Origin of the sequence: Moraxella sp. CTOTU48268 (genome assembly GCF_032069585.1) — a bacterium.
Taxonomy (GTDB): Bacteria; Pseudomonadota; Gammaproteobacteria; order Pseudomonadales; family Moraxellaceae; genus Faucicola; species Faucicola cinerea.
The window spans coordinates 1-19,101 of record NZ_DAMALV010000044.1; the positions used below are offsets into that span (position 1 = coordinate 1).

26 protein-coding genes and 1 tRNA gene are annotated in these 19,101 nt (G+C 43.2%); 5 read left to right on the forward strand and 22 right to left on the reverse strand.

The features are described from left to right. Positions 1-188 precede the first annotated feature (188 nt). Positions 189-265: transfer RNA gene (locus RT143_RS10980), tRNA-Met, on the forward strand. 210 nt (positions 266-475) lie between these two features. On the opposite strand, the gene RT143_RS10985 is transcribed toward RT143_RS10980, so the two are convergent. From RT143_RS10985 to RT143_RS11020, 8 genes are all read right to left on the reverse strand, one after another. Then, the gene (locus tag RT143_RS10985; protein WP_313093057.1) at positions 476-1,636 is read right to left on the reverse strand and encodes an Arm DNA-binding domain-containing protein; all 1,161 of its coding nucleotides are present in this window, start codon (positions 1,634-1,636) and stop codon (positions 476-478) included. Between the two features lie 143 nt (positions 1,637-1,779). Continuing rightward, entirely contained in the window at positions 1,780-2,328 is a 549-nt protein-coding gene (locus tag RT143_RS10990; protein WP_313093059.1) for a glutathione S-transferase family protein, read from the reverse strand. Between the two features lie 155 nt (positions 2,329-2,483). Further along, positions 2,484-2,693 (reverse strand): TraR/DksA C4-type zinc finger protein, encoded by a 210-nt coding sequence (locus RT143_RS10995; protein WP_313093061.1) that lies wholly within the window; start codon positions 2,691-2,693, stop codon positions 2,484-2,486. Between the two features lie 161 nt (positions 2,694-2,854). After that, entirely contained in the window at positions 2,855-3,265 is a 411-nt protein-coding gene (locus tag RT143_RS11000) for a hypothetical protein (protein ID WP_313093063.1), read from the reverse strand. A gap of 10 nt (positions 3,266-3,275) precedes the next feature. Continuing rightward, a complete protein-coding gene (locus tag RT143_RS11005) occupies positions 3,276-5,936 on the reverse strand; it encodes a toprim domain-containing protein (protein WP_313093064.1) in 2,661 nt (886 codons plus the stop codon). Further along, positions 5,933-6,154, reverse strand: a complete 222-nt coding sequence (locus tag RT143_RS11010; RefSeq protein ID WP_160002107.1) for an ogr/Delta-like zinc finger family protein — start codon at positions 6,152-6,154, stop codon at positions 5,933-5,935. Before RT143_RS11010 ends, RT143_RS11005 begins: the two co-directional genes overlap by 4 nt. Positions 6,155-6,161: 7 nt before the next feature. Continuing rightward, a complete protein-coding gene (locus RT143_RS11015) occupies positions 6,162-6,425 on the reverse strand; it encodes a hypothetical protein (RefSeq protein ID WP_313093066.1) in 264 nt (87 codons plus the stop codon). Beyond that, on the reverse strand, positions 6,415-6,642 hold the full coding sequence (locus RT143_RS11020; protein WP_313093067.1) for a hypothetical protein: 228 nt from the start codon (positions 6,640-6,642) through the stop codon (positions 6,415-6,417). Before RT143_RS11020 ends, RT143_RS11015 begins: the two co-directional genes overlap by 11 nt. A 122-nt stretch (positions 6,643-6,764) precedes the next feature. On the opposite strand from RT143_RS11020, the gene RT143_RS11025 reads away from it, so the two are divergent. Further along, positions 6,765-7,094 (forward strand): helix-turn-helix domain-containing protein, encoded by a 330-nt coding sequence (locus RT143_RS11025; RefSeq protein WP_313093069.1) that lies wholly within the window; start codon positions 6,765-6,767, stop codon positions 7,092-7,094. A 44-nt stretch (positions 7,095-7,138) separates the two neighbouring features. Here RT143_RS11025 and RT143_RS11030 read toward each other — a convergent pair whose 3' ends face one another. From RT143_RS11030 to RT143_RS11045, 4 genes are read right to left on the reverse strand one after another with little or no spacing between them, the layout of a single operon-like run. Continuing rightward, positions 7,139-7,387 carry a hypothetical protein gene (locus RT143_RS11030; protein WP_201664425.1) on the reverse strand — a complete coding sequence of 83 codons (249 nt, stop codon included), beginning with the start codon at positions 7,385-7,387 and terminating at the stop codon, positions 7,139-7,141. Continuing rightward, positions 7,387-7,737: a hypothetical protein gene (locus RT143_RS11035; protein ID WP_313093071.1), complete on the reverse strand. Its 351-nt coding sequence runs from the start codon at positions 7,735-7,737 to the stop codon at positions 7,387-7,389. The genes RT143_RS11030 and RT143_RS11035 overlap by 1 nt, the downstream gene beginning before the upstream one ends. Then, positions 7,730-8,119 (reverse strand): hypothetical protein, encoded by a 390-nt coding sequence (locus RT143_RS11040; RefSeq protein ID WP_313093073.1) that lies wholly within the window; start codon positions 8,117-8,119, stop codon positions 7,730-7,732. The genes RT143_RS11035 and RT143_RS11040 overlap by 8 nt, the downstream gene beginning before the upstream one ends. 5 nt (positions 8,120-8,124) lie before the next feature. After that, the gene (locus RT143_RS11045; protein WP_313093074.1) at positions 8,125-8,646 is read right to left on the reverse strand and encodes a hypothetical protein; all 522 of its coding nucleotides are present in this window, start codon (positions 8,644-8,646) and stop codon (positions 8,125-8,127) included. Positions 8,647-8,987: 341 nt separating this feature from the next. Between RT143_RS11045 and RT143_RS11050 the strand changes: the two genes are divergently transcribed. Both RT143_RS11050 and RT143_RS11055 read left to right on the forward strand, forming a co-directional pair. Then, a complete protein-coding gene (locus RT143_RS11050; RefSeq protein ID WP_313093076.1) occupies positions 8,988-9,233 on the forward strand; it encodes a hypothetical protein in 246 nt (81 codons plus the stop codon). Positions 9,234-9,241: 8 nt separating this feature from the next. Continuing rightward, on the forward strand, positions 9,242-10,195 hold the full coding sequence (locus tag RT143_RS11055) for an SDH family Clp fold serine proteinase (protein WP_313093077.1): 954 nt from the start codon (positions 9,242-9,244) through the stop codon (positions 10,193-10,195). Between the two features lie 172 nt (positions 10,196-10,367). Here RT143_RS11055 and RT143_RS11060 read toward each other — a convergent pair whose 3' ends face one another. Then, a complete protein-coding gene (locus tag RT143_RS11060) occupies positions 10,368-11,231 on the reverse strand; it encodes a thermonuclease family protein (RefSeq protein WP_313093078.1) in 864 nt (287 codons plus the stop codon). Positions 11,232-11,496: 265 nt separating this feature from the next. Here RT143_RS11060 and RT143_RS11065 point away from each other — a divergent pair, with 265 nt between their 5' ends. Continuing rightward, complete coding sequence (locus RT143_RS11065) at positions 11,497-11,775, forward strand: hypothetical protein (RefSeq protein WP_313093080.1); 279 nt, start codon at positions 11,497-11,499, stop codon at positions 11,773-11,775. Positions 11,776-12,461: 686 nt separating this feature from the next. Here RT143_RS11065 and RT143_RS11070 read toward each other — a convergent pair. The 9 genes from RT143_RS11070 to RT143_RS11110 all read right to left on the reverse strand — a co-directional run. After that, positions 12,462-13,505, reverse strand: a complete 1,044-nt coding sequence (locus tag RT143_RS11070) for a contractile injection system protein, VgrG/Pvc8 family (protein WP_313093081.1) — start codon at positions 13,503-13,505, stop codon at positions 12,462-12,464. Then, positions 13,498-13,779, reverse strand: a complete 282-nt coding sequence (locus tag RT143_RS11075; RefSeq protein WP_313093083.1) for a hypothetical protein — start codon at positions 13,777-13,779, stop codon at positions 13,498-13,500. Before RT143_RS11075 ends, RT143_RS11070 begins: the two co-directional genes overlap by 8 nt. Positions 13,780-13,787: 8 nt before the next feature. Continuing rightward, complete coding sequence (locus tag RT143_RS11080) at positions 13,788-14,225, reverse strand: phage tail protein (protein WP_313093085.1); 438 nt, start codon at positions 14,223-14,225, stop codon at positions 13,788-13,790. Beyond that, entirely contained in the window at positions 14,225-16,951 is a 2,727-nt protein-coding gene (locus RT143_RS11085) for a phage tail tape measure protein (RefSeq protein ID WP_313093087.1), read from the reverse strand. The genes RT143_RS11080 and RT143_RS11085 overlap by 1 nt, the downstream gene beginning before the upstream one ends. 16 nt (positions 16,952-16,967) lie before the next feature. Further along, entirely contained in the window at positions 16,968-17,087 is a 120-nt protein-coding gene (locus RT143_RS11090; protein WP_227715493.1) for a GpE family phage tail protein, read from the reverse strand. A 5-nt stretch (positions 17,088-17,092) separates the two neighbouring features. Beyond that, positions 17,093-17,452, reverse strand: coding sequence for a phage tail assembly protein (locus tag RT143_RS11095; protein WP_313093088.1), 360 nt, complete (start codon positions 17,450-17,452; stop codon positions 17,093-17,095). A 78-nt stretch (positions 17,453-17,530) separates the two neighbouring features. Further along, positions 17,531-18,046 carry a phage major tail tube protein gene (locus RT143_RS11100; RefSeq protein WP_313093090.1) on the reverse strand — a complete coding sequence of 172 codons (516 nt, stop codon included), beginning with the start codon at positions 18,044-18,046 and terminating at the stop codon, positions 17,531-17,533. Between the two features lie 10 nt (positions 18,047-18,056). Then, complete coding sequence (locus RT143_RS11105) at positions 18,057-18,647, reverse strand: phage tail sheath C-terminal domain-containing protein (RefSeq protein WP_313093092.1); 591 nt, start codon at positions 18,645-18,647, stop codon at positions 18,057-18,059. Then, the coding region (locus RT143_RS11110) for a hypothetical protein (RefSeq protein ID WP_313093093.1) at positions 18,644-19,101 on the reverse strand (458 nt) is incomplete at its 5' end. The genes RT143_RS11110 and RT143_RS11105, both read right to left, overlap by 4 nt.

Below are 19,101 nucleotides of genomic sequence, written 5' to 3' on the forward strand. Positions count from 1 at the left end.
CAAGTGATTTTGAAGCCAGCAGTCAGGCAATGCTCAGCCATGACGGGCAAAAAATTAAAATTTAAAAAAATGAAAAAAATGTGACAAAATGCTTGACGACATAGGGTTAAATACGCATAATATGCACCCCATGACAGGCAAGAAATACTTTCAAAATTTTGCCTAAATCCTGCAAATTTGCCAAACATGGCGATGTAGCTCAGCTGGTTAGAGCGCACGACTCATAATCGTGAGGTCAAGAGTTCAAGTCTCTTCATCGCCACCATATATCCCGCTTATAGCAACGGTTTGCGAAGTGTGTAGCCCACGAAGGTGATTTTCATGGGCTGAGTGGTTTTAGAATAGTTAATAATAACCGTTGGTATATAAGACCTCGCGCTGTTTTTGCAGTTGTGAGGTTTTTGTGTTTATATGGGCTGTAATAAGGGCAAAAAATTAAGCCACTCGTTTTGAGTGGCTTTTTTTCGTGGTGAAATTATTGCAGGGCGTTGGCTAGGTTTTTTATGATGTGGTTTGCGTCCTTGGGAATAAATTTGCCGTAGTGACGGTGAATCATGTCAGTGTTGGTATGTCCAAGCTGGTTTGCCAACCATTCGGCAGTGATAGCACCGGTCGACAACACTTGGCTTGCATAGGTGTGCCTGCCATTATTGACAGGTCGGTATCTAACCCCACAGGAGTCAAGATGGGCAGTCCATCGTCTTGATAACTGGCTATATGTAAAATGGCTGATCTCATCATACCAAAGCCAAGTGAGCGATTGTGATTTTATCCTTTTGTTGTCGCGGTCTGTGATAGCGATTGTATTTTTGGGATTGTCTTTGACTTGGTTGATTTGTGATTGTAAGGCGTTGATAACTTCGGGCAATAAATCAACTTGGCGTTTGCGGCGGCGGTTTTTTGTTACCCGGTATTGGTCACGAACAAAACTGCGATTGACGAATAAGCAGCCTTTTTCTAGGTCTACGTCTTCGACCGCTAAACTTATCAGTTCGTGGAATGATAATCCGCTCCATAGCATGACTGTATAAAGGTTATGCAGGGTAGGGGTCGTTGGGTAGTTTAATATCCTTGTTATTTCGTCGCGGTCAAATGGGTCGATATCATCTGGGTCGGTTTGTCCTAGTGATATGTACTTGGTTGGGTCGTTGATGGTTTTTTGATGTCTTGCCCAGTAGCTGTAAATTTTGCGCCATAGCATGAGAATTTCTTTGACCGTTTTGGTAGAGAGTTTTTGTAATAGCACGTTATAAACCCATTCCTCTATCTCTTCTACGCCAATCTTAGCGATAGGTTTCATGCCCCAATATGGTTCGATGTGGGTTTTGACTTTGCTGTCATAGGTGTCAAACGATATTTTGGCGACTTTGTTGGTCTCAACTTTTCGCCATTGGTGGATATAGTATCCAAAATAGCGGTCAGCGCGTTTTGATGAGTCGGGGAATACGGTATCACGGTCAAAAATACCCATGCGTAGTTGCTGGGCTATCATGTCGGCAGTGGCTTTGGCGGCGGCAAGGTTGGCATCGGTGGGTGGGCTGTTATGTATAGTCTCGCGGTAACGCTCACCGTCGATTTTCCACCAGATTCTGATGGCGGTTTTGAGCGGTTCAATGCCTGATGATATTTTTTGCATGAGGTATCCTTAATTTCAGATTTGGATAGGTCTTTTTACGCGCGTTTTTGGGACAAACGAAGGGTTAAAAACACGGTTATTTAACCGTGTTTTGTGGTGATAAAAAATAAAGGTGATTTGGTGATATTTTTACCAGTGGACTTTTAAGCCATTGATAATTCGCTAATTACTGGCTGTGTGAGATGGGTGATTTTTTGGTGATCATTTGGTGATTTTTTGGTGATACGATACGCCAACGGCAGTTTCAGATAGTATTTTTTATCTTCACGCTGGATGTGTACTTCCATTTTATCTGTGATTCGCTTAATGGCTGTCATGAATTGCTGTTTGGTGTAGTCTTTGGCGTAATCATCGTAAGCAAGGATGGTCTGACCTTCAGCTATTTTGTCGATAAAAATATGCAATAGGGTTCTAGTCTTATCGGCTACAACAGGCACAATTTTACCTTTAACCCGTATTGATAAATCGTCACCGAAGGTAAAGCCTTCATTACGAGCTTTGTTTTGGTAATAACGATTTAAGTCGTGCAGGTCAAACAATCTGCCGTCCATACGAATTAAGGTATCGCGATCTAATTGCTCAACGCTTTTGAGTGTGCCTGGTTCTGAGATGGCGTTGATGTGGCTGACAACATTTTTGATATTGGCACTTAAAAAGATGTCGCTACGGGATTTGAAGAGCTGCATTTTCATGATTGGTGTCCTGTGAAAGTTTTACTTGGCATTGGTCGCAGATGATGCCCACTTCTGGGATATAGATGCAGAGGTGAGCAGGTCGATAGTTTTTGCAAACATCGCATGGGCATGGCTGATATTTTTTAAATACCTGCATGCCTAGTGCTAATGTCTTAGTTGCCATGTCGGTGCTTCTTGTCATGGTATTCTTGGCAGTCAATACAGCGAGTCACGCCGCCAAGTTGTTGCCGTTTTAGTGGGATTTGTTCGCCACAGTCTTTACATTCTGTCAATGACGGGCGATTGAATTTTGGGGCGTTGGCAATGGCTCGCTCGATGGATTGTTGGGCGACGTCATTGGCGGTGTCGATAATGTCAGTCATTGTCTTTTACCTCATAAATTACATTGATTTGTGGCGTGACTTGGCACGTTTGTTCGCATTTCGGGCATTCATATTCGAATGTATCCCTGTCATGATGCCAACATTCATACAGGGATTCTTGGCACGCATCGACGGGGTGATTACAGTGTGGACAGTGAAAATCAATCATCATTTTTGTCCTTAACTGAAAAATCGGTAATTACTAAATCCATTTCAAAATCGAAGTCTATATTTTTGATTTCTACCCAAGGCTTAGGGTTATAGCCTTCTCTTTCTGCTATTTCTCTATTGACACCTACTTCTGTCCAAAACTGACGACCAATGCAGTAATCAGCGACAATGTAAGCGTATCCGAGTAAAACCCTTTTAATAACATCACCTTTTTGCTTTTTTAGGCTTTCTACATGACCACTCCAAAACTGGTGCATGTCTAGCCAATGCTGGTACGGCATGTTTACCACTGCATCAAAAGACAATTCGACCTCATTCCATTCGTCTTTTAATTCGATGTGGTAGATATTGGTGTCTTGTTCGCCAGCATTGGCTTTCTCGAGAACTTGTTCAATTTGCATCGTATTTTTCCTATTCAGTAGGTTTAGTAAAAATCCAGCACTTCATGGTTTTAAAGCCATCAATTACTGACATAACGCTGATATTGCTATCAACGAATTTATAACGGCTACTATTTTTTAGCAGGCGTTTCATTTGGGTGATGTCTGGTAAGTCTTGGTAATTTTCCCTTGCCACCTTATAAAAATGGTTGAGATTGATACCAATTTTTCGACTTGGGTCGTTTATATTGGTATGACAAACAAACTTGCCTGTTGACATTAAAAATTCAAATACGCTCCAGAATTTATCAACATCTGGGTGGTCGGCTTGTAAGCGTTGAACTCGGGTTTGCGCCATTTCAAATAATGCTTGCTTGGCTTGCTCGGCTTGTTGGTCCGTCATCAATCCAGACAGTACATGTGTTTGCAAACAGTCAATCATGGCGGCTATTTGTGCATGATTGAGGGCAATACGAGTATGGGTAACACCAAACTCGTGATAGCGTGCCTCATACATACGGATTCGCTGTTGGTAAGTTTCTAAAATCGCTTGTTCATTTTTCAGTGCATGCGCCATAAAGCGACTGGTTAGCTCGATGGGCAATCGATCAAGGCTGTCGACGATGTGCTTGGTCTCTAGCGTCTGACCATCCCGTGTCAATTTGACATGGATGATACGGGTTAGCATCGCCTCACTGGCTTGTATTTCTTCATTCTGGGATATCATCACGGCGGCACGAAATGGCGGACTGTAAGTGTCATTGCCATTGTTTTTAACGCCTTTAGAGCGGATGGAGCGACCATTAAACGCGTCTTTGAGTGAGTCCCATTCAAAAGTTTTGAATGATTTGGCTTTGCCGTCTTCGTCGTTACGGTCGCCTTCGATTAGGGCGATAGGTAGGTTTGCGACTTGGGCAAAGTTGCGGTACACCGCCACGCTTGTAGATTTGGATGGGTCAAACCCTTCGTAGTCTTCTCGACCTGACAGTTTCCACATAAATTCAAGCAGACGTGATTTACCTGCGCCTGCTTGTCCTACCAATTCAAAGAATGGATATGAGCGATCAAGTCCGCGGATTTGCTCGGCAAAGTAAGTGCCAAGCCACCAAGCCATGACAATCGTACCGTATGCACCGCGAACGCGATGAAAATTATGCCACCAACTAAAATCAGGCTTATCTTTGGTGTTGATGTGCAATACAGGGTCATTGGCCAATGATTTGATTTCAAGGCGACCGATTTTGTAATAGTCTTGGCTGTTTTTGGCGACGACTTTGCCTTTGGATATTGCCACATCATTAAAGATATAGGCTTGGTGTTCTTTGGCGTAACCAATAAAGTCCGTGGTTTTGACTTCTTTTAGTCCCTCCATTTGGTGCTTGGCGATGATATCTAATTGCATAGCTGACCCTGTCCAAAGTACACCAGCAAAAACCGATAACAAACGCGGTTTTAATTTACTGGGACTAGATAACTGGTCGCCTGTGATAGTGGTTTGCTTGTCGCCTTTGTTGGTGGTGACTCGAGTGAAGTACCAGGATTCATCTGTAACGTCGTTTCGCTGAAAATACAGGGCTTCGAGTTTGGCATTTAAAATCTCATGGGTGGACGATGTCTGGCGAACAAACTTTGCCATCTGCTCATCTTCCCCTTGAATATCCCCTAACATATCTTCAATCTCATGTGCTTCAACATCAATGAGTTTGGATAGTTTGGCTGTGTCAAGCTCAAACCAGTAAGTGCGATTACCATGCTCAAAGTAAAATTGTGATAGCTTGGTGTGCATATAGCGGATGACCGCTGCGTCGGTCGGTGATTTTGCGGTAAGCAAGTCACCAAAGTAGCGGTATTTTTTGAGATGTTCGTCTGTTAGTTGCCCGAGTTCGTGCAGGTCGTTCCAGTCAAGCTTTTTGTGTTTGTCATACGGCGGTTGGGCAGCGGCACTCTCAAATCCGATTTTTTTGGCTTGTTCGATAAATTGCTTGGTGTAGCGTTGCCCTGCGGCGTCATTGTCAAAAGCCCATACAAGAGTTGGTAATGTTTGGCGTTTCTCATCGTATTTTGCCTTTAATTCATATAATGAATTCTCTGGGAAATTAACGCAGCTTAGTGGGCTGACAGTGGCAAGCCCATGCTCTGCTAATGCGATAGCATCAAAGATACCTTCACAAATCCATATTTCTTTTGGCATCAAAGCGTTTGCAGGGTGCCACCACCAGTAGCCATTAATTTTGTAGCCATATTTGAAATTGGCTTTTTTGTCAAAACGGTCTGCTTGGTCGATAAAACGCTCCCACCAGCCACCGTTGGGTAAGGCAAAACGCACCGTGGCAGTGCCTAGGTTTAGCTGATTGCTAAAATATGACTCTTGGGAGTAGCTGCCTTTAATTTTGCTGATATCCAAGCCTCTGCCTTCTTTAAGGTAGGCATCGGCGGCGGCGTTGGGATTGGTTTCAGTGCGGACGTAGGTTTTTGACCAGTCTTTGAATAGATCGTCAAATAGTTCCTTAACATGGATTTCCAAACCACATTTATTGAGCCGTCCGCATTTGACGATACGGGGGCTATGGGCATGGGTGAAAAGTGACTTTTTACTACAGTCTGGGCAAACGCCTTCACGTAGCCATTCGCCGACTTGCTTAAAGCCGTACTCGGATTTCAGACGCGAGACGACTTGGGCATTAATACTCATCGTGGTTGTCCTTTTAGGAGCTGCCCCGTTATTTCAGGTTTTGGGGCAAGGCTTGGTTGGATTTGTCTTGCTATCTCGACATAGACGCTGGCACTGAATAAGCAATCTGCATTGCGACAAGTGGCTGTCAGTTCTTTTAATAGCTCATTCATCTGACGGTGCCGTGCGGTAGTCATTTTGCTACCGCAATGCGGACATCTGATATATGCCGTTGACATACGACCTCTATTGCTTGGTTGGGTTTAGCACGGTAAAACCACCGTGTGGCAGGTGATATTTCACAGTTTGTTTCATCGCTGACTGTGGGTTATTCTTACGGTGCTCGGCGATGATTTGTTGGCTTCTCTCCACAATCATCTGACGTGCTGCTTTACCTTGAACGGCTAAATCCTGGATGCGCATAGCTTCTAAAAATGCGTCTAGCTCTTTTTGATTGAGGTAGGCATAGATACGATGGTCGCGGATATTTTGATACTGTCTATACGCCACGAGACACCTCCTCATCTTGGGTGATTGATGCCAATGCGGTAAGGGAGTCAGTGACCAAGTCATTAAGAGAGCCTTGGTATTCTGGGTCTTTTGCTTGATGGTCGGCTAATATCTCATTGACCAATTCTTGAATGCTTGAGCCTTTTTTGTAGGCTGTGACTTTGAGGTAGGTGTGCATGCTTTCAGGGGTACGCACCGCTAACATTTTGGTTGTCATCGTGATTGTCCTTTTTTTAAAGGGTTGGTTAGAAAAGGTGTTAAAATGTTTTTGCTAGATTTTTAACAAATTAACAAAGATTATTATGACTTACGAAAAATCATAAGTCAATGGGTATTATTATGAATAATGAAAACTTAAAAATCGTAAGTGAGCGGCTAAAGAGCGAACGTATAAGATTAGGTCTTAAGCAAACGGATGTCTTGAAGCAAATTGATGTGGCGATTTCAACCTTTAGTAACTATGAAAATGGTATACGGTCGCCTGATGTAGAGTTTTTGCTGAAGCTTGCTGAATTGGGTTATGACGCGGGTTATATACTGACGGGTAAACGTTTGGATGAAGCGTCATCAGATTTGACAGAGTCTGAGCAAATTTGGCTTGAGATCTATCGCAAACTACCCAAGGATGATAGTGAGCGACTTATGAAAATGGCGAAGTCACTGTTATAAAAAAACCCCTGTCAGGTGACAAGGGTTTTTCTGGAACTAACTATTTAGTTGCCTGTTTGAGATGGCATTGGTGGCTTATCATAATTATCGACGAATGGGCAATCATCGTTAATGATAGATTGAATTTCTGCATATGCTAAACCTGTGACTTTGGCGATATCAGAAAAGATGGTTTGTAATTGCGCTGTGTCTACTTTGGTGCTGTTGCCATTATTCGCCAATCGTGACATGACCCCCGCATAGCTTGAGATACGCAATAGTTCGCTACTGATGGATGCTTGATTGGGGGTCATTATTTTACTCCTTGTATAAAGTCAGTGATTTGGTGAAACATCGTCCAAGCCGCTTCATGCTCTGCATAGCTTGCCGTGTTATTACCATAAATAATCAATAGTGCTTGCGTCGCTGATAAATTTAAGGCAGTGTCATCGCGATTTGGCACGTAAATATAATCTTGTTGTTCTCTTAATTTAACCGTCTTAACCATATCCTGCAATCTTTCAACGCTGATCTCACGACATGATTTGTCATGTGGATTGTTATCGTTTGTTAAGTCGTTGATATGCTTAACGATGTCGCTGAGATAAAAAACAAAGCGACGTTTTCCTGCGATATGGGTGCGAGCAATGGGGAGCTTAGACATTGGCAAGCTCCTTTTCATAACTGGTGATGATGTCATAAGCCATCCACGGGTCAATCAATCCTTGATGCTGGAGTGCCAATAAGTATCCTCTCATTGTCTGCACTTTATCTTGTCCGTAGCGGTCAACTGCCAGATAGGCTTTGAGGCGGTTGACTAGTACCATAGCGTCGTCATATTTTGATGTCTTCGGCTCGCATGATAATTTTTTTTCATACTCGGTAAAGATATCCCGCATTTGATAGCCTTCAATCGCCGCAAAATGGCACATACAGGTTAAAAATCCGCTAAAGCGTTGTAAGCGTTCCGCATGGGATAGACCACGACGTGCCAATTCTGCTTTAAACATATCAATGAGTTGAGTGGCTTGGGTGTCAGTCATCATGTCCATTATGCCACCTCCGCTAATTGGGCTTTAACTATTGATTGATTGAGATTGATTAGCGTGGCGATGGGTAGACGGTAGGCAAGGCGTGGCTCACCTTGACCCGTGGTATCGATTGATTGCTCACTGATAATCTCTGCTTCGACACCACCCAATAAGGTCATGATGGTGCGAAATTCGAGGCTCGTTAGATCAGCTATGGGTAACGATATGTCGTCTAATAGGCCACTGATACGCTCAAATGATAGGTAAAGTAAGCCTTTTTTAAGCTCGCTTGGGCGGTCGGTAAGCGTAGTTAAATCTAACTGCCCTGAGATAATGGCATTGTTAATCATGCGCCATAGGGTAGCAGATTGGACAGGTAATGGGGTGTATACCCGGTTGGTGGGTTTGGTGAGGTGGTCAATGATGGTACGCTGGGACGCTTCGATGCGCTTGGCACGATGGCGACGGTGTGGTATGCCGTAGATGCGACGTTTGATTTGGCTTAATAGGGTTGGCTTGGTTGCCAAGGTGATTGTGGTCATGATGACCTCCTGATTGTTTAGTTAATTTGTCGCATAGTAGGCGACGGGCTTCAACTACCGCAATCAGGCGGCGGAACTTATTTCCCAAAGGGTATTTTATTCGGTTCTCTCGACCCGTCATAAGACGTTTTTGACGTGCGTATTATCCACCAATGCCATAATGATAACAATGGCTTGGTAAATTTTAGGCACAAAAAAAGCACGCTAACGGGGTGATTTTCGAACCGCTGATTGTTTAGTAGTGAGTAAATCATAAATCTTTTGTTTGTCGGTTGCAAGTTAATTTGTTATATTGTTGACAAATTAGCAAAAACTTAATTTACAAATATTGGAGATTATAAATGAGTGATAAAACATACACTAAACACCCTGAAGCTTTAACCGTTGCACTCGAGCTAACGAAAATGATTGTTAGTGGTTTATACTCAAATCCAGAATTAGGGGCTACTAAAGATTTGGCTGATAATCCAGAACATTCAATTTTAAACATTTTCGAGCGTTGTCTGCATGTTGCTAATGATGGATATGCTAGGACTGCATATATGGCTCAAAATGATACTAGTATAAATGAATCATCCATCGATTAGGGTTTGATATGTCAATTAATAGCAAGGATTCAGTTACTATAGTCTATTTTGGCGAAGTTAATCGTCAAGGTTATGAAAGAATAACTAAGGTATGTGAAAACCTTTCAGCTGACCATCCAAGGCAAGTGGATTTAGTGCTGTCAACTTACGGTGGCGATCCAGATGCGGGGTTTAGAATAGCAAGATGCCTTCAGCACTACTTCGAGGGCGGTATCAGTCTATATGTTCCGCATTACTGCAAATCAGCAGGAACCCTTATTGCTATTGGTGCTAAAGAATTGGTGTTATCTGATACAGGTGAGCTAGGTCCGTTGGATGTTCAAATCGCCAAATCGGATGAACTTTTTGAAAGGTCTTCTGGTATGGATATTACGCAAGGATTTGATGTACTATCTCAACAAGCTTATGATATGTTTAATAGTATAGCTATAAAAATAAAGACACAGACTAGACTATCAACAAAATTAGCTACAGAAGCTGCATCCCAAATTACAGTTGGTACTTTTGCTCCAATCTACGCTCAGATTGATCCTTTAAGGCTTGGTGAGATACAACGGGCAACAGAAATTGCTTTCAAGTACGGCAATAGACTTAAGGAAAAGTTTAATAATTTGTACGATGATGGCGTTTTTAATTTAGTTGCTGGTTATCCTTCCCATAGTTTTGTGATTGATAGAAAAGAAGCCAAACAAATCTTTAAGGCTGTAAGAGCACCAAATGCTGAAGAAATTAAATTACTTAAGCAAATAGATGTAGCAATTCGCAATATGGTTAATAGCCAAGATGTATTTTGCACGGATATTGATTTAAATGAGTTAGCTGAATTAGCAAAAGCCCATAATGAAACGCAAACTCTAAATGAGGAAATAAATGATGAAGAGTCTACACCAACCGTTAACCCAGGTGATGATTTATCAACCGTCTCAGAAGCTGAGGGATGCTCAAGAAAAGGCGATTCGTGAGCGTTCAGAACTTTTAACTAAGCTTGATGATGTGCGTCGATCTGATTCATTTTATACACATAAAAAAACGATTAATTCTCAAGTGCAACGTGAAGCAGTTTTAGGAATTTTCTAAATGGAATTATAAAATTTAAGCTAATTTTTACCATCAAACCGCCTTAATTGGCGGTTTTTAATTACATATACTTTCACACGGTACACCATCACCATCTCTATCCAGTCGACTCACACCACAATCATTCAAATAATGGCGTGCCTCAGCGCAGGTTGTCATTTGTTTGCAATATCGTTTTGAGCCACAACTGCTCCCTGAATCTGCAATGGCCTTTTGCTCGACTTGCTGGGTAATGGTTTGCGTTTGAACAGGGGCGGTCTGTTCGCCACGTTTGCCCCGTCTAAAATCACTTGGATAGATTGGGTTAGGTTCTGACCATAAACCCTTGGTGTCTGAGCGTGCGCTAGTCTCTAGGTCACCATAGTCGTTATCCGTCATGTATTCACGATATGCCCAAGCATAACCATCGGCTACCATTGCCTTATTGATATTTTTATCGCCGACAAACACTTCAGCAATAGTACGTCCATATTTATCGGTACCATTGGTTTTTAAGCCAATTGTTTTGCCAAAAACATAGCCAGATAATGCCTGCTTGGCGGCGGTACCAAAGGCTTGTGATTTTTCTGGGGCGTCAATTTGGTTAAGACGTACTTTGATTTGGGATTTGTCATTGGTGAGACAGGTGAGCGTGTCGCCGTCAGATATACCAACGACTTTACAACTGATATCAGCGTCACTTTTAATTGCTATCGGTTGTTCAATTGGCGGTTGTTGGGTAGTCGGATTGGATTTGACGATAATTGGCGGCGTTTGCTGCTCAGGCTTAGCTGCTGAGTTATTCTGGGGTGTTGCGACTAGTGCTTGCGGTTGTGTGGTATTACTTGTTGTTGGGGCTGAACTGCCTAACGCAATAATTGATAAGATAAATCCAATGCTTGCAATGACATTGCTCTTTACTCTGTTGCGTAATTTGTTCATGATCCAAACGGAAACGGGTGGGAGTATAGCCAAGGCGCTAAAAAACAGAATCAAGTTGGCTAGTGGGTGCTGAAAGAAATTTATTAGTGCACCCAAAGCTAAGAATGAACCGAATATCCAACGTATTGTATTAATAATAAAAATTAAAGCTTTTTTCGCCAACTTATCCATAATTAGAGCCCATTAAAATATTGTTGAATTGTCAAAATTGTTTTGCTAAATTGTTGACAATATAACATTAATTCTATGGAAGAAATAAGTTAACATGATGAATAATTTTTTTTCAAATCTATGGTATGGCTTTCTAATCTTAATGGTTCATGGCCTGCGAGGAATGGTTATCGGTTGTGTTTTTTTTGCTGTATGCTTATACGGATTGACACATACTCCTGATAGTTTGGTCTTAGTACCAAATGCACCTTCAATGGATTTATTACCATTTAAGAGAACTTTATTATTTGGTTTCGGAATTATGGCTTTAATATTGTTGTTTACTACTTGGATTAAAGACTGGAAATATAATTATTGGAAAATTCGTTGGTAGTTAATGAGAATCGCCCTGCCACATAGGCAGGGTTTTTTGTTACTTTAATAATATAGCAAGTAAATAAGGTAGAGCAAAAACCAATACAATTGATATACCAATACATATGATTAGAAAGTTTGGAATTTCACCAGAAATTCTTAATCCATTTTTTGGATGCAATTGTACTTCGGTCTTGGTATACTTTTTCATAAGTTATTGACCTTTTGAAGGGGGGTTAATAATCTAAAGCCCTTGACCGCTAATCTTGGGCTTTTCTATTTTTAACGTTTCATAGTTTCTCCTTGTTTTTTTAAGCTAATTTTCTAATTAGTAAATTGTTTAATCAACGTACGCCTGTTCTTATAATATATCCAAATAAATCTCAGTATAACAAGTCTTGAATTAGTTACTGAAATTTGATAGTGTCAATAAAAGATAAATAAGTTACTGATTTAAAACATATTTATTCATAAAATTTGCCATAATTTTAATTATTATTAAATTAATTGACAAAACTAAATTTTTCATAAATAAAAAAACCTTGCTAAATAGCAAGGTTTTTTATTAATTAAATTATGTGGAACTTGGGGCTGAAATCCGTACACGATGAGACGGCAGTCTTATTCGTCCAATCTGGGAAGTTGGCTTATCTCGACACACCCAAGCATAACTATTTTAGCATAATTATAGCTAACAAAAACTCGTTAAATAGCGGCTTTACTATCTTTTTTATCAACAGGTTTGGCGCCAAACTCTCCATTTATCGGTGCGGTCAAGTCAAGCTGCGTGGTTAATCCCTGCGATTTGCTATAGCTATGCGTGGCTTTGTCCACTGTCCATTTCAAACTATCAATTTCAATCTTGAACCCCTGAAGCTCAATGGGCGATTCAGTACTAATTGCTGGATAACCAAATGCACAGTTAATGCTAAATTTGCCTTGTTCACCCTCGATGCGTTTTTTCTCAGCATTGGCGGCGGCGGTAGCAGTTTTTTCATCCTTAAAATTGCCCTTTAATCTTTTGGCTTTTTGCCCGTCCTTGTCGGTGTTGACCGTTACTTTCTTGGCTTGCTTGGCGTCATGGTAAGTGGCTTGTACGTTATCAACGTCACCTTGTCGGTCTTCAATACTGAAACGGAACTGGTCGCCCTTGTCACGTTTTAGTACAGTCAGCGTAAGCGGTTGCCCAGAGACGGTCTTATTTTCATACGGCTGGAAGATAAGTAACTTACCGTGTTTGACGTTGACGACCGCCCCAAACTGCCAACAAAGCCGCGTCAGTAAGTGTAGGTCGGACTCATCGGTCTGATCGATATGCCCGACTTCAATGTTCATCAAGTAGTCAGTCATAGCAAGTTTCAGCTCATGACGAGTGGCGACTTCTTTGGCAATTTCGCCCAATTTTTTATCATGATAGCTTTGGGTGCGTCCAGACTTAAGACTTCCTTTCATATCAGCTGATTTGGCTTTTACAGTGATGGTATCGGGTGTGCCACCCCATTCAACGCTATCGACCGTATATATCCCCATGTCATGGATACCGGCATCGATATAACCCATCCAACATTGCAGTTTGACGCCACGCTTTGGCATGGCAATTTTGCCGTCGTGGTCGTCAAGTGTGAGAGACAGCTCATCGGCATCGCCTGATTTGTTATCCGTCACGGATAAATCCATGAGGCGTGACATGATAGCAGTGTCGAGCGGTTCGTTGTCGGCTGTTAGGCGAATGATAGGGGTTCTAAGCATCGTCTACTTTTTCCAAGTCTTTTTCCTCAAGATATATACGGCAACCTTCTATCGCTGGTAGGCTTCCAAGCGATATTTTGTCACCAAATATTTTGATGAATTGGTGCATTTGAAAGTGGTAAAATCCGTCTTCTTTTGGTTTCATGAGTTTTTGATAATCCTCGTCACTCATCCAATTCATACATATTGCATAATCATAATATTCTGCTAACGTCTGACGACCAAAATCATTAATTTTTACTCTAATTATGCTGTTCATGTTAAAAACTAACATTATGACTCCTAGTATTGCTGGGTTTCTGGTAAGCCACTATCAGGGGCTTTGTCGGATTGGATGCGGTTGTCATCAACCCGTGTCAATTTGAGTGTGCCGTCAACTTTGCGCGGTACACCATTGATTGTCAAAAAGCTACGGTTATCATCGATGCTATCAATAGCAAATACCCCATAAATATAGCCGCTGCCATCTATTAGTACATATCCTGCACCTGTATCTGCCATCTCTGCCAAGTCATCCACCGATTGGCGATTGCCAAAGCCATGTTCCTGGTATATCAAAAACGGAATTGATATCGTCTCTTCGCCCGTGCCTGTAAATTGGTATTGGGGTCTGCCTTGCGCGATATCGTTGCTGGCAAAACTCCAACTGCGGGAGCGTTGTAGCTCGTTAAAGGTGAGCGTGTCGACGCTAAATACAAATTGTCCTAACGATAAAATCATTATGTCCAAGCCTGTGGTAAGTCATATAAAGCGGTGTTATTTGTGGTTTGCCCTAGTTTTGCTTTAGCCAGTTCTTGGGCGACTAGCTGGGCAATGTCGGCAGGTGATTGGTTGGGCTGTGGGTAAATATTGATATTAATTGGCGCCGCTGACTGGGCGTTGGCATAACCACCGTTTGCCATTGATGCGGTAATGGGCTTACGGGTGTCAAATTTGATTTGACTGGTATCCATCGCACTGCGCAAATTGTCGGATGTGCGAATCATTGACTGCAATGGGGCATTATTGGCAAGTAAGCCGTTGTTAAGCCCTGCCATGATGTTGTCGCCGTAACCCATGAATACACGGCTAGGGGAGTGGATACCCATCATTCCTGCAAAAGCGGATTTTATCCTTGACGCTGCGGATTGTATGCTTGAGACAACGCCATTTATACGGCTCATAATGCCGTTTTTGAGTCCATCCATAATCTGACCGCCCATGGCTGACATCTGAGCGGGTAGTCCTGCTAAAAATGCCATAAATCGACCGGGTAGGCTTGCAACATAGGCAACCGCTTGCCCCCCATGTACGACGACCATCGCGGCGAAAGTGCCGATAGCTTGACCAATAGTTTGCAGTCCTAAAGCCAAGGCGCCGACGAGTCCTGCCACCACCTGTCCAATGAGTCCGACAATTGTGCCTAATATCATACCAAACGATTGTCCCGCACTGGTTGCCCCTGCAAGTTGCGCTTGGGTAGTTTGCGCAGGCGTAATTAGCCACATAAAGGCTGCGGCAAGTGCTTGAATTGCCCAAATGATTGCATCAATCACTGGTTTGAGTGGGCTGAAAATCTCACCCAACATAGACCATAAACTTGATAGCGTGGTCATCAACGGTGTTAGACCTGCTTTAAACCCGTCCCAAAATCCGATAAAAAACGCCTTGATAGGTGCCCAGTATTTATAAATCAATAAGGCTGCCACGGCGATTGCCATAATTGCCCAGCCAACAGGGGTGGTCAGTAATACGGTTGCTAATTGACCGATAGCAGTAATTACAAATGGGATAGATTGACGCGCCAAAAACATAAACGCTCGACCAAATAACCGCGCAAACATCATTACCGCCTGCCCCATGAGCCTAAACTTGCCCCAAAAGCTAATGCCAAATTTTGCCAATATGGCATTAACCAGCATCATCATTGCACCGAACTTGATAAAGTGAGCAAGCATACCGAAAAATGAACCTAGCACCAGTGCCACGCTGTATTTGATAGCAAACAAAATCAGATTTAACTTGATGAATTTAAGTAGCAAACTACCAATAGTTTTGACTAGCTCTGGGTTAGCTTGCGCCCACGCCGTGATTTTATTGATAGTATCGGTCAATCCTTGCACAAATGAGCGTAGGGTAGCATTGAGTACGCCGCCTTTTCCGCCTAGCGCGATTGAAAAGGATTCCCATGCGCCCTTGAGCTGGTCAATATCACCTGCGAGGTTATCCATCTGGATATCAGCGACCTTTTTGGCAGCGCCAGCAGAATTTTCTAGCTGTTTAGTCAGTTCGGTGAATTTATTGACGACTTGGCCTGTGTTTTTATCAAGTACGCCTGTGGCAGCAACGAGCGGTTCTAGCTTGCTAAAATGCTCTTGCCCTGCGATACCTTTAAAGATATCCATGCGCTGGTCAGTTGATAGTTTTTCTGTTTTGGTGCGTATTTCATTGAGTAAGGCACCAAAGTCTTTCATTGTGCCATCTTTATTGACCGGGTTAACTTTGATTGTGTCAAGTGCGTCTTTAGCAGGTTTTGGCAATGTAGCAAGCCGCGCCATAATAGCTTTGATGCCTGTACCAGCGTCTGAGCCTTTAATGCCCACATTACCAAGTAGTCCAATAGCTGCATGAGTTTGCTCAAGGCTTGCCCCGTACATCTTAGCTACAGGTGCTGCCATTTTCATGGCTTCGCCGATATCTTCTATGCCGACGGATGTTTTGTTGGCGGTGGATACCATCACATCACCAAGTCGCCCCATTTCTTTTGCTTGCATACCGAAGGCATTGAGTACGCCACCTGAGATTTCAGCAGCACGGGCAACTTCCAATTGACCTGCTGCGGCTAAGTCCAATGTACCTGCTAACGATTCAAAGACTTGCTGACTGTTGAGACCCGCTGCACCAAGTTCGTACTGTGCTTGGGCGGCTTGGCTGGCTGAAAATGCAGAACGTGCGCCTTCAGTGATAGCTTGATTGCGGAGCATGGCTAGTTCACTTGACTTGGCATCTAGCTCAAGCACCGCTTGCGTGGCACTCATTTGCTTATCAAATGCAATAGCAGGTTTGAGTATTTGATAACCTGCGACAGCTGCGCCGCCCATCTTAGCGATACTGCCCATCGCTTGCTCTCGCAGACCTTTGCGGTAATCGGCAAATGATTTTGATAAGCTGTCCGCTTTTTTTTGCACGCCTACAATGGCACTAAATACCAGTTTTAAATCACTGGCAAGTCCCCGTGCGTGTTCACGAGCTTTTGAAAATAATGAATTGGTTTGATTGAGCGGTTGGTTAAGACCGTTTAGGCGGCTACTATTAACCTTTGATAATGTCTCGTTGAATTGCTCAACCGATGCTGTAGTTTTGTCAAAAGCTTGGTTCAAACGCTCAGATTGAGCAACGATAGACTGCAAAGGGGCAGAAATACGGTCAATGAGTTCGAGTGTCGCGGATAAATCAAGATTTGCCATATTGCCCCTTTAAAGATTATTTTTTGGTTTCTGAACGTTCCCTTGCCTTGTCGTGCCACATCATCAGCTCTGCTAAATCCATCTGATCGCACACATCGGGCGACCAATGGAACACCACGGCAAGGTCTGCTATCACGTCATCTATGCTGACTGGGATTCTAGGTTCGCTTTTGCCTTGGCTCGCTCCGCTGGACTGGCGAAAAAACCCACCACCGCTGTGGCTACCTTGGTAAAGTCTGCCAAGTCCATATCCGCCAAGTCATGCTCAACGAGTACAGGGGAGGCGACACGGGGGACGAGTTTGGCAATGGCATCAAATTCTAGTTTTAGAACATCGGTCAACGATAAGCCGCGCAATGACCCTGCCTTTGGCTTGCGAATAGTGATTTGACTGATGACGGTGTCGCCACGGACAATCGGTGTGTCAAGGGTGACGGTTTCAATGTCGGGGTTTTGCACGATAGCGGTTGGTAAGTCTTGGGTTTGATTGTCTTTTGACATGATAGTTTCCTAAAAATTGTTATTAATTTTTTTTAGCAAGGTGCGTAGAACGCACCCAACCCATTGATAAAATAGCGGTTACAGACCAAGCAGTGCGTTAATTTGGCTGGTTTTGTCCACACCGCCCAAAATACAGATGCCGTTGACAAGGTCGATTTCGCATAGCTCAAAGCCGTCATCAACGACTTTTAAATAAGTGACGCCATACAGCAACTCTTGCTCGTTAATGCTGCCTAGCTCCATCTCACCGAGCTGAAACTCTTTGAGCGAGCCACGCATATAGACTTCGCGGATAACGTGTTTGCAAATATCTTGGCGTTCATAAGCGCCGACATAGCGAATTGGTAAATCACTGACGCCACACTTTGCCAATTGAGCAAAGTGACGGCTGTCAACACCCGTGTAGGTGATGGTGCTTTCCATCTTCTCAAAACCCATATCAAGGTCGATGTCACCAATCATACCAGCGCCGCGATACTCCTCGGTTTTTTTGACGATTTCGGGTAGTTCAATTGTCTTGGCGGTACCTGCGTAGCTATCGCCATCGACAAAAACGTTGTAGTTTTTAAGTACAGCGGGGAGTTGTTTTGCCATTTCTTTATCCTTACGCCGTTTGGGCGATTAGTTTGCTAAAGTCAACCAAATAGCGGTCGGTGATACGCTGGTTCAAAAACAAGTTTTCTAGCGTTGGCACAGGGGTATAGTCATAGTCGATATACATAAGGCCTTGGCTTAAGTCTTGGGGGTTGTTAATCTCTTCGTTGTACCAGCAGCTTGCACCGATGAGCCAACCTTTGGCGACGAATTGGCGTAACTTTGCGTTGATACTGTCGATGATGTCACGGGCTAAAATAGGCGTGAGCGGCTTGTCAATGAAGGGAAAACAGCCTGCAATGATGGTATCAAGCAAAAATTGGGCGGTGCGTGTGGTGGTCTCAAAGGCAAAGCGGGGGTCGTCGCTACAGGTGCGATTGCCCCAAAAGCGAAAGCCCTCGTGCTGGATGAGACTGGTGACTTCATTGGCGTTTAAGTAGCCGACTTCGGTGTCTGGGTCCTCCAAGTCCCATGTGCGTGGGTAACTGATGCCGTCCACCGTTGAGATGGCGACATTGCTGATTGACTTGGTAAATGAGGCTGGGTCGGTCTCATCAATTTTTGCCCGTAAGGCTAAGGCGGTGGCGATAATTGGGGTCATTTTGGCTCCTTGGTATCAAATAAAAAACGGTTAGCAGTACCCATACCGATTTTGACAAGCTCGGTTTTGGGTGGTAATTGGTGTAATACGTGCTCGATGCCGTAGCGTTCACGTTGATAGCGACAGCAAAGTTGGTCGTTGTTGATATAGGCAAAAATCACATCAGAATTGGCGGTGTTAAAAGCGCGCTTATCGTCTAACGACACACGTGGATTTTGGGCTTCTGGAAAGTCGGTGATGATTTGAGATTGACTAACGGTATCGTACCAGTACAGTTTTGCAATACCACCTGACACATACGCCAATACAGGGCGCATATTTTGGTCAAATGTTAAGTCAAGCTCGGTGATGTTGAGCGCTGCTAACAGCGTTTTTGCGGTGTCTTTTGGCAAATCACTGCGCTGAATATAAATAGCCTTGCTATCTGTCCATGCGCGCCAAATGTACGACGCTA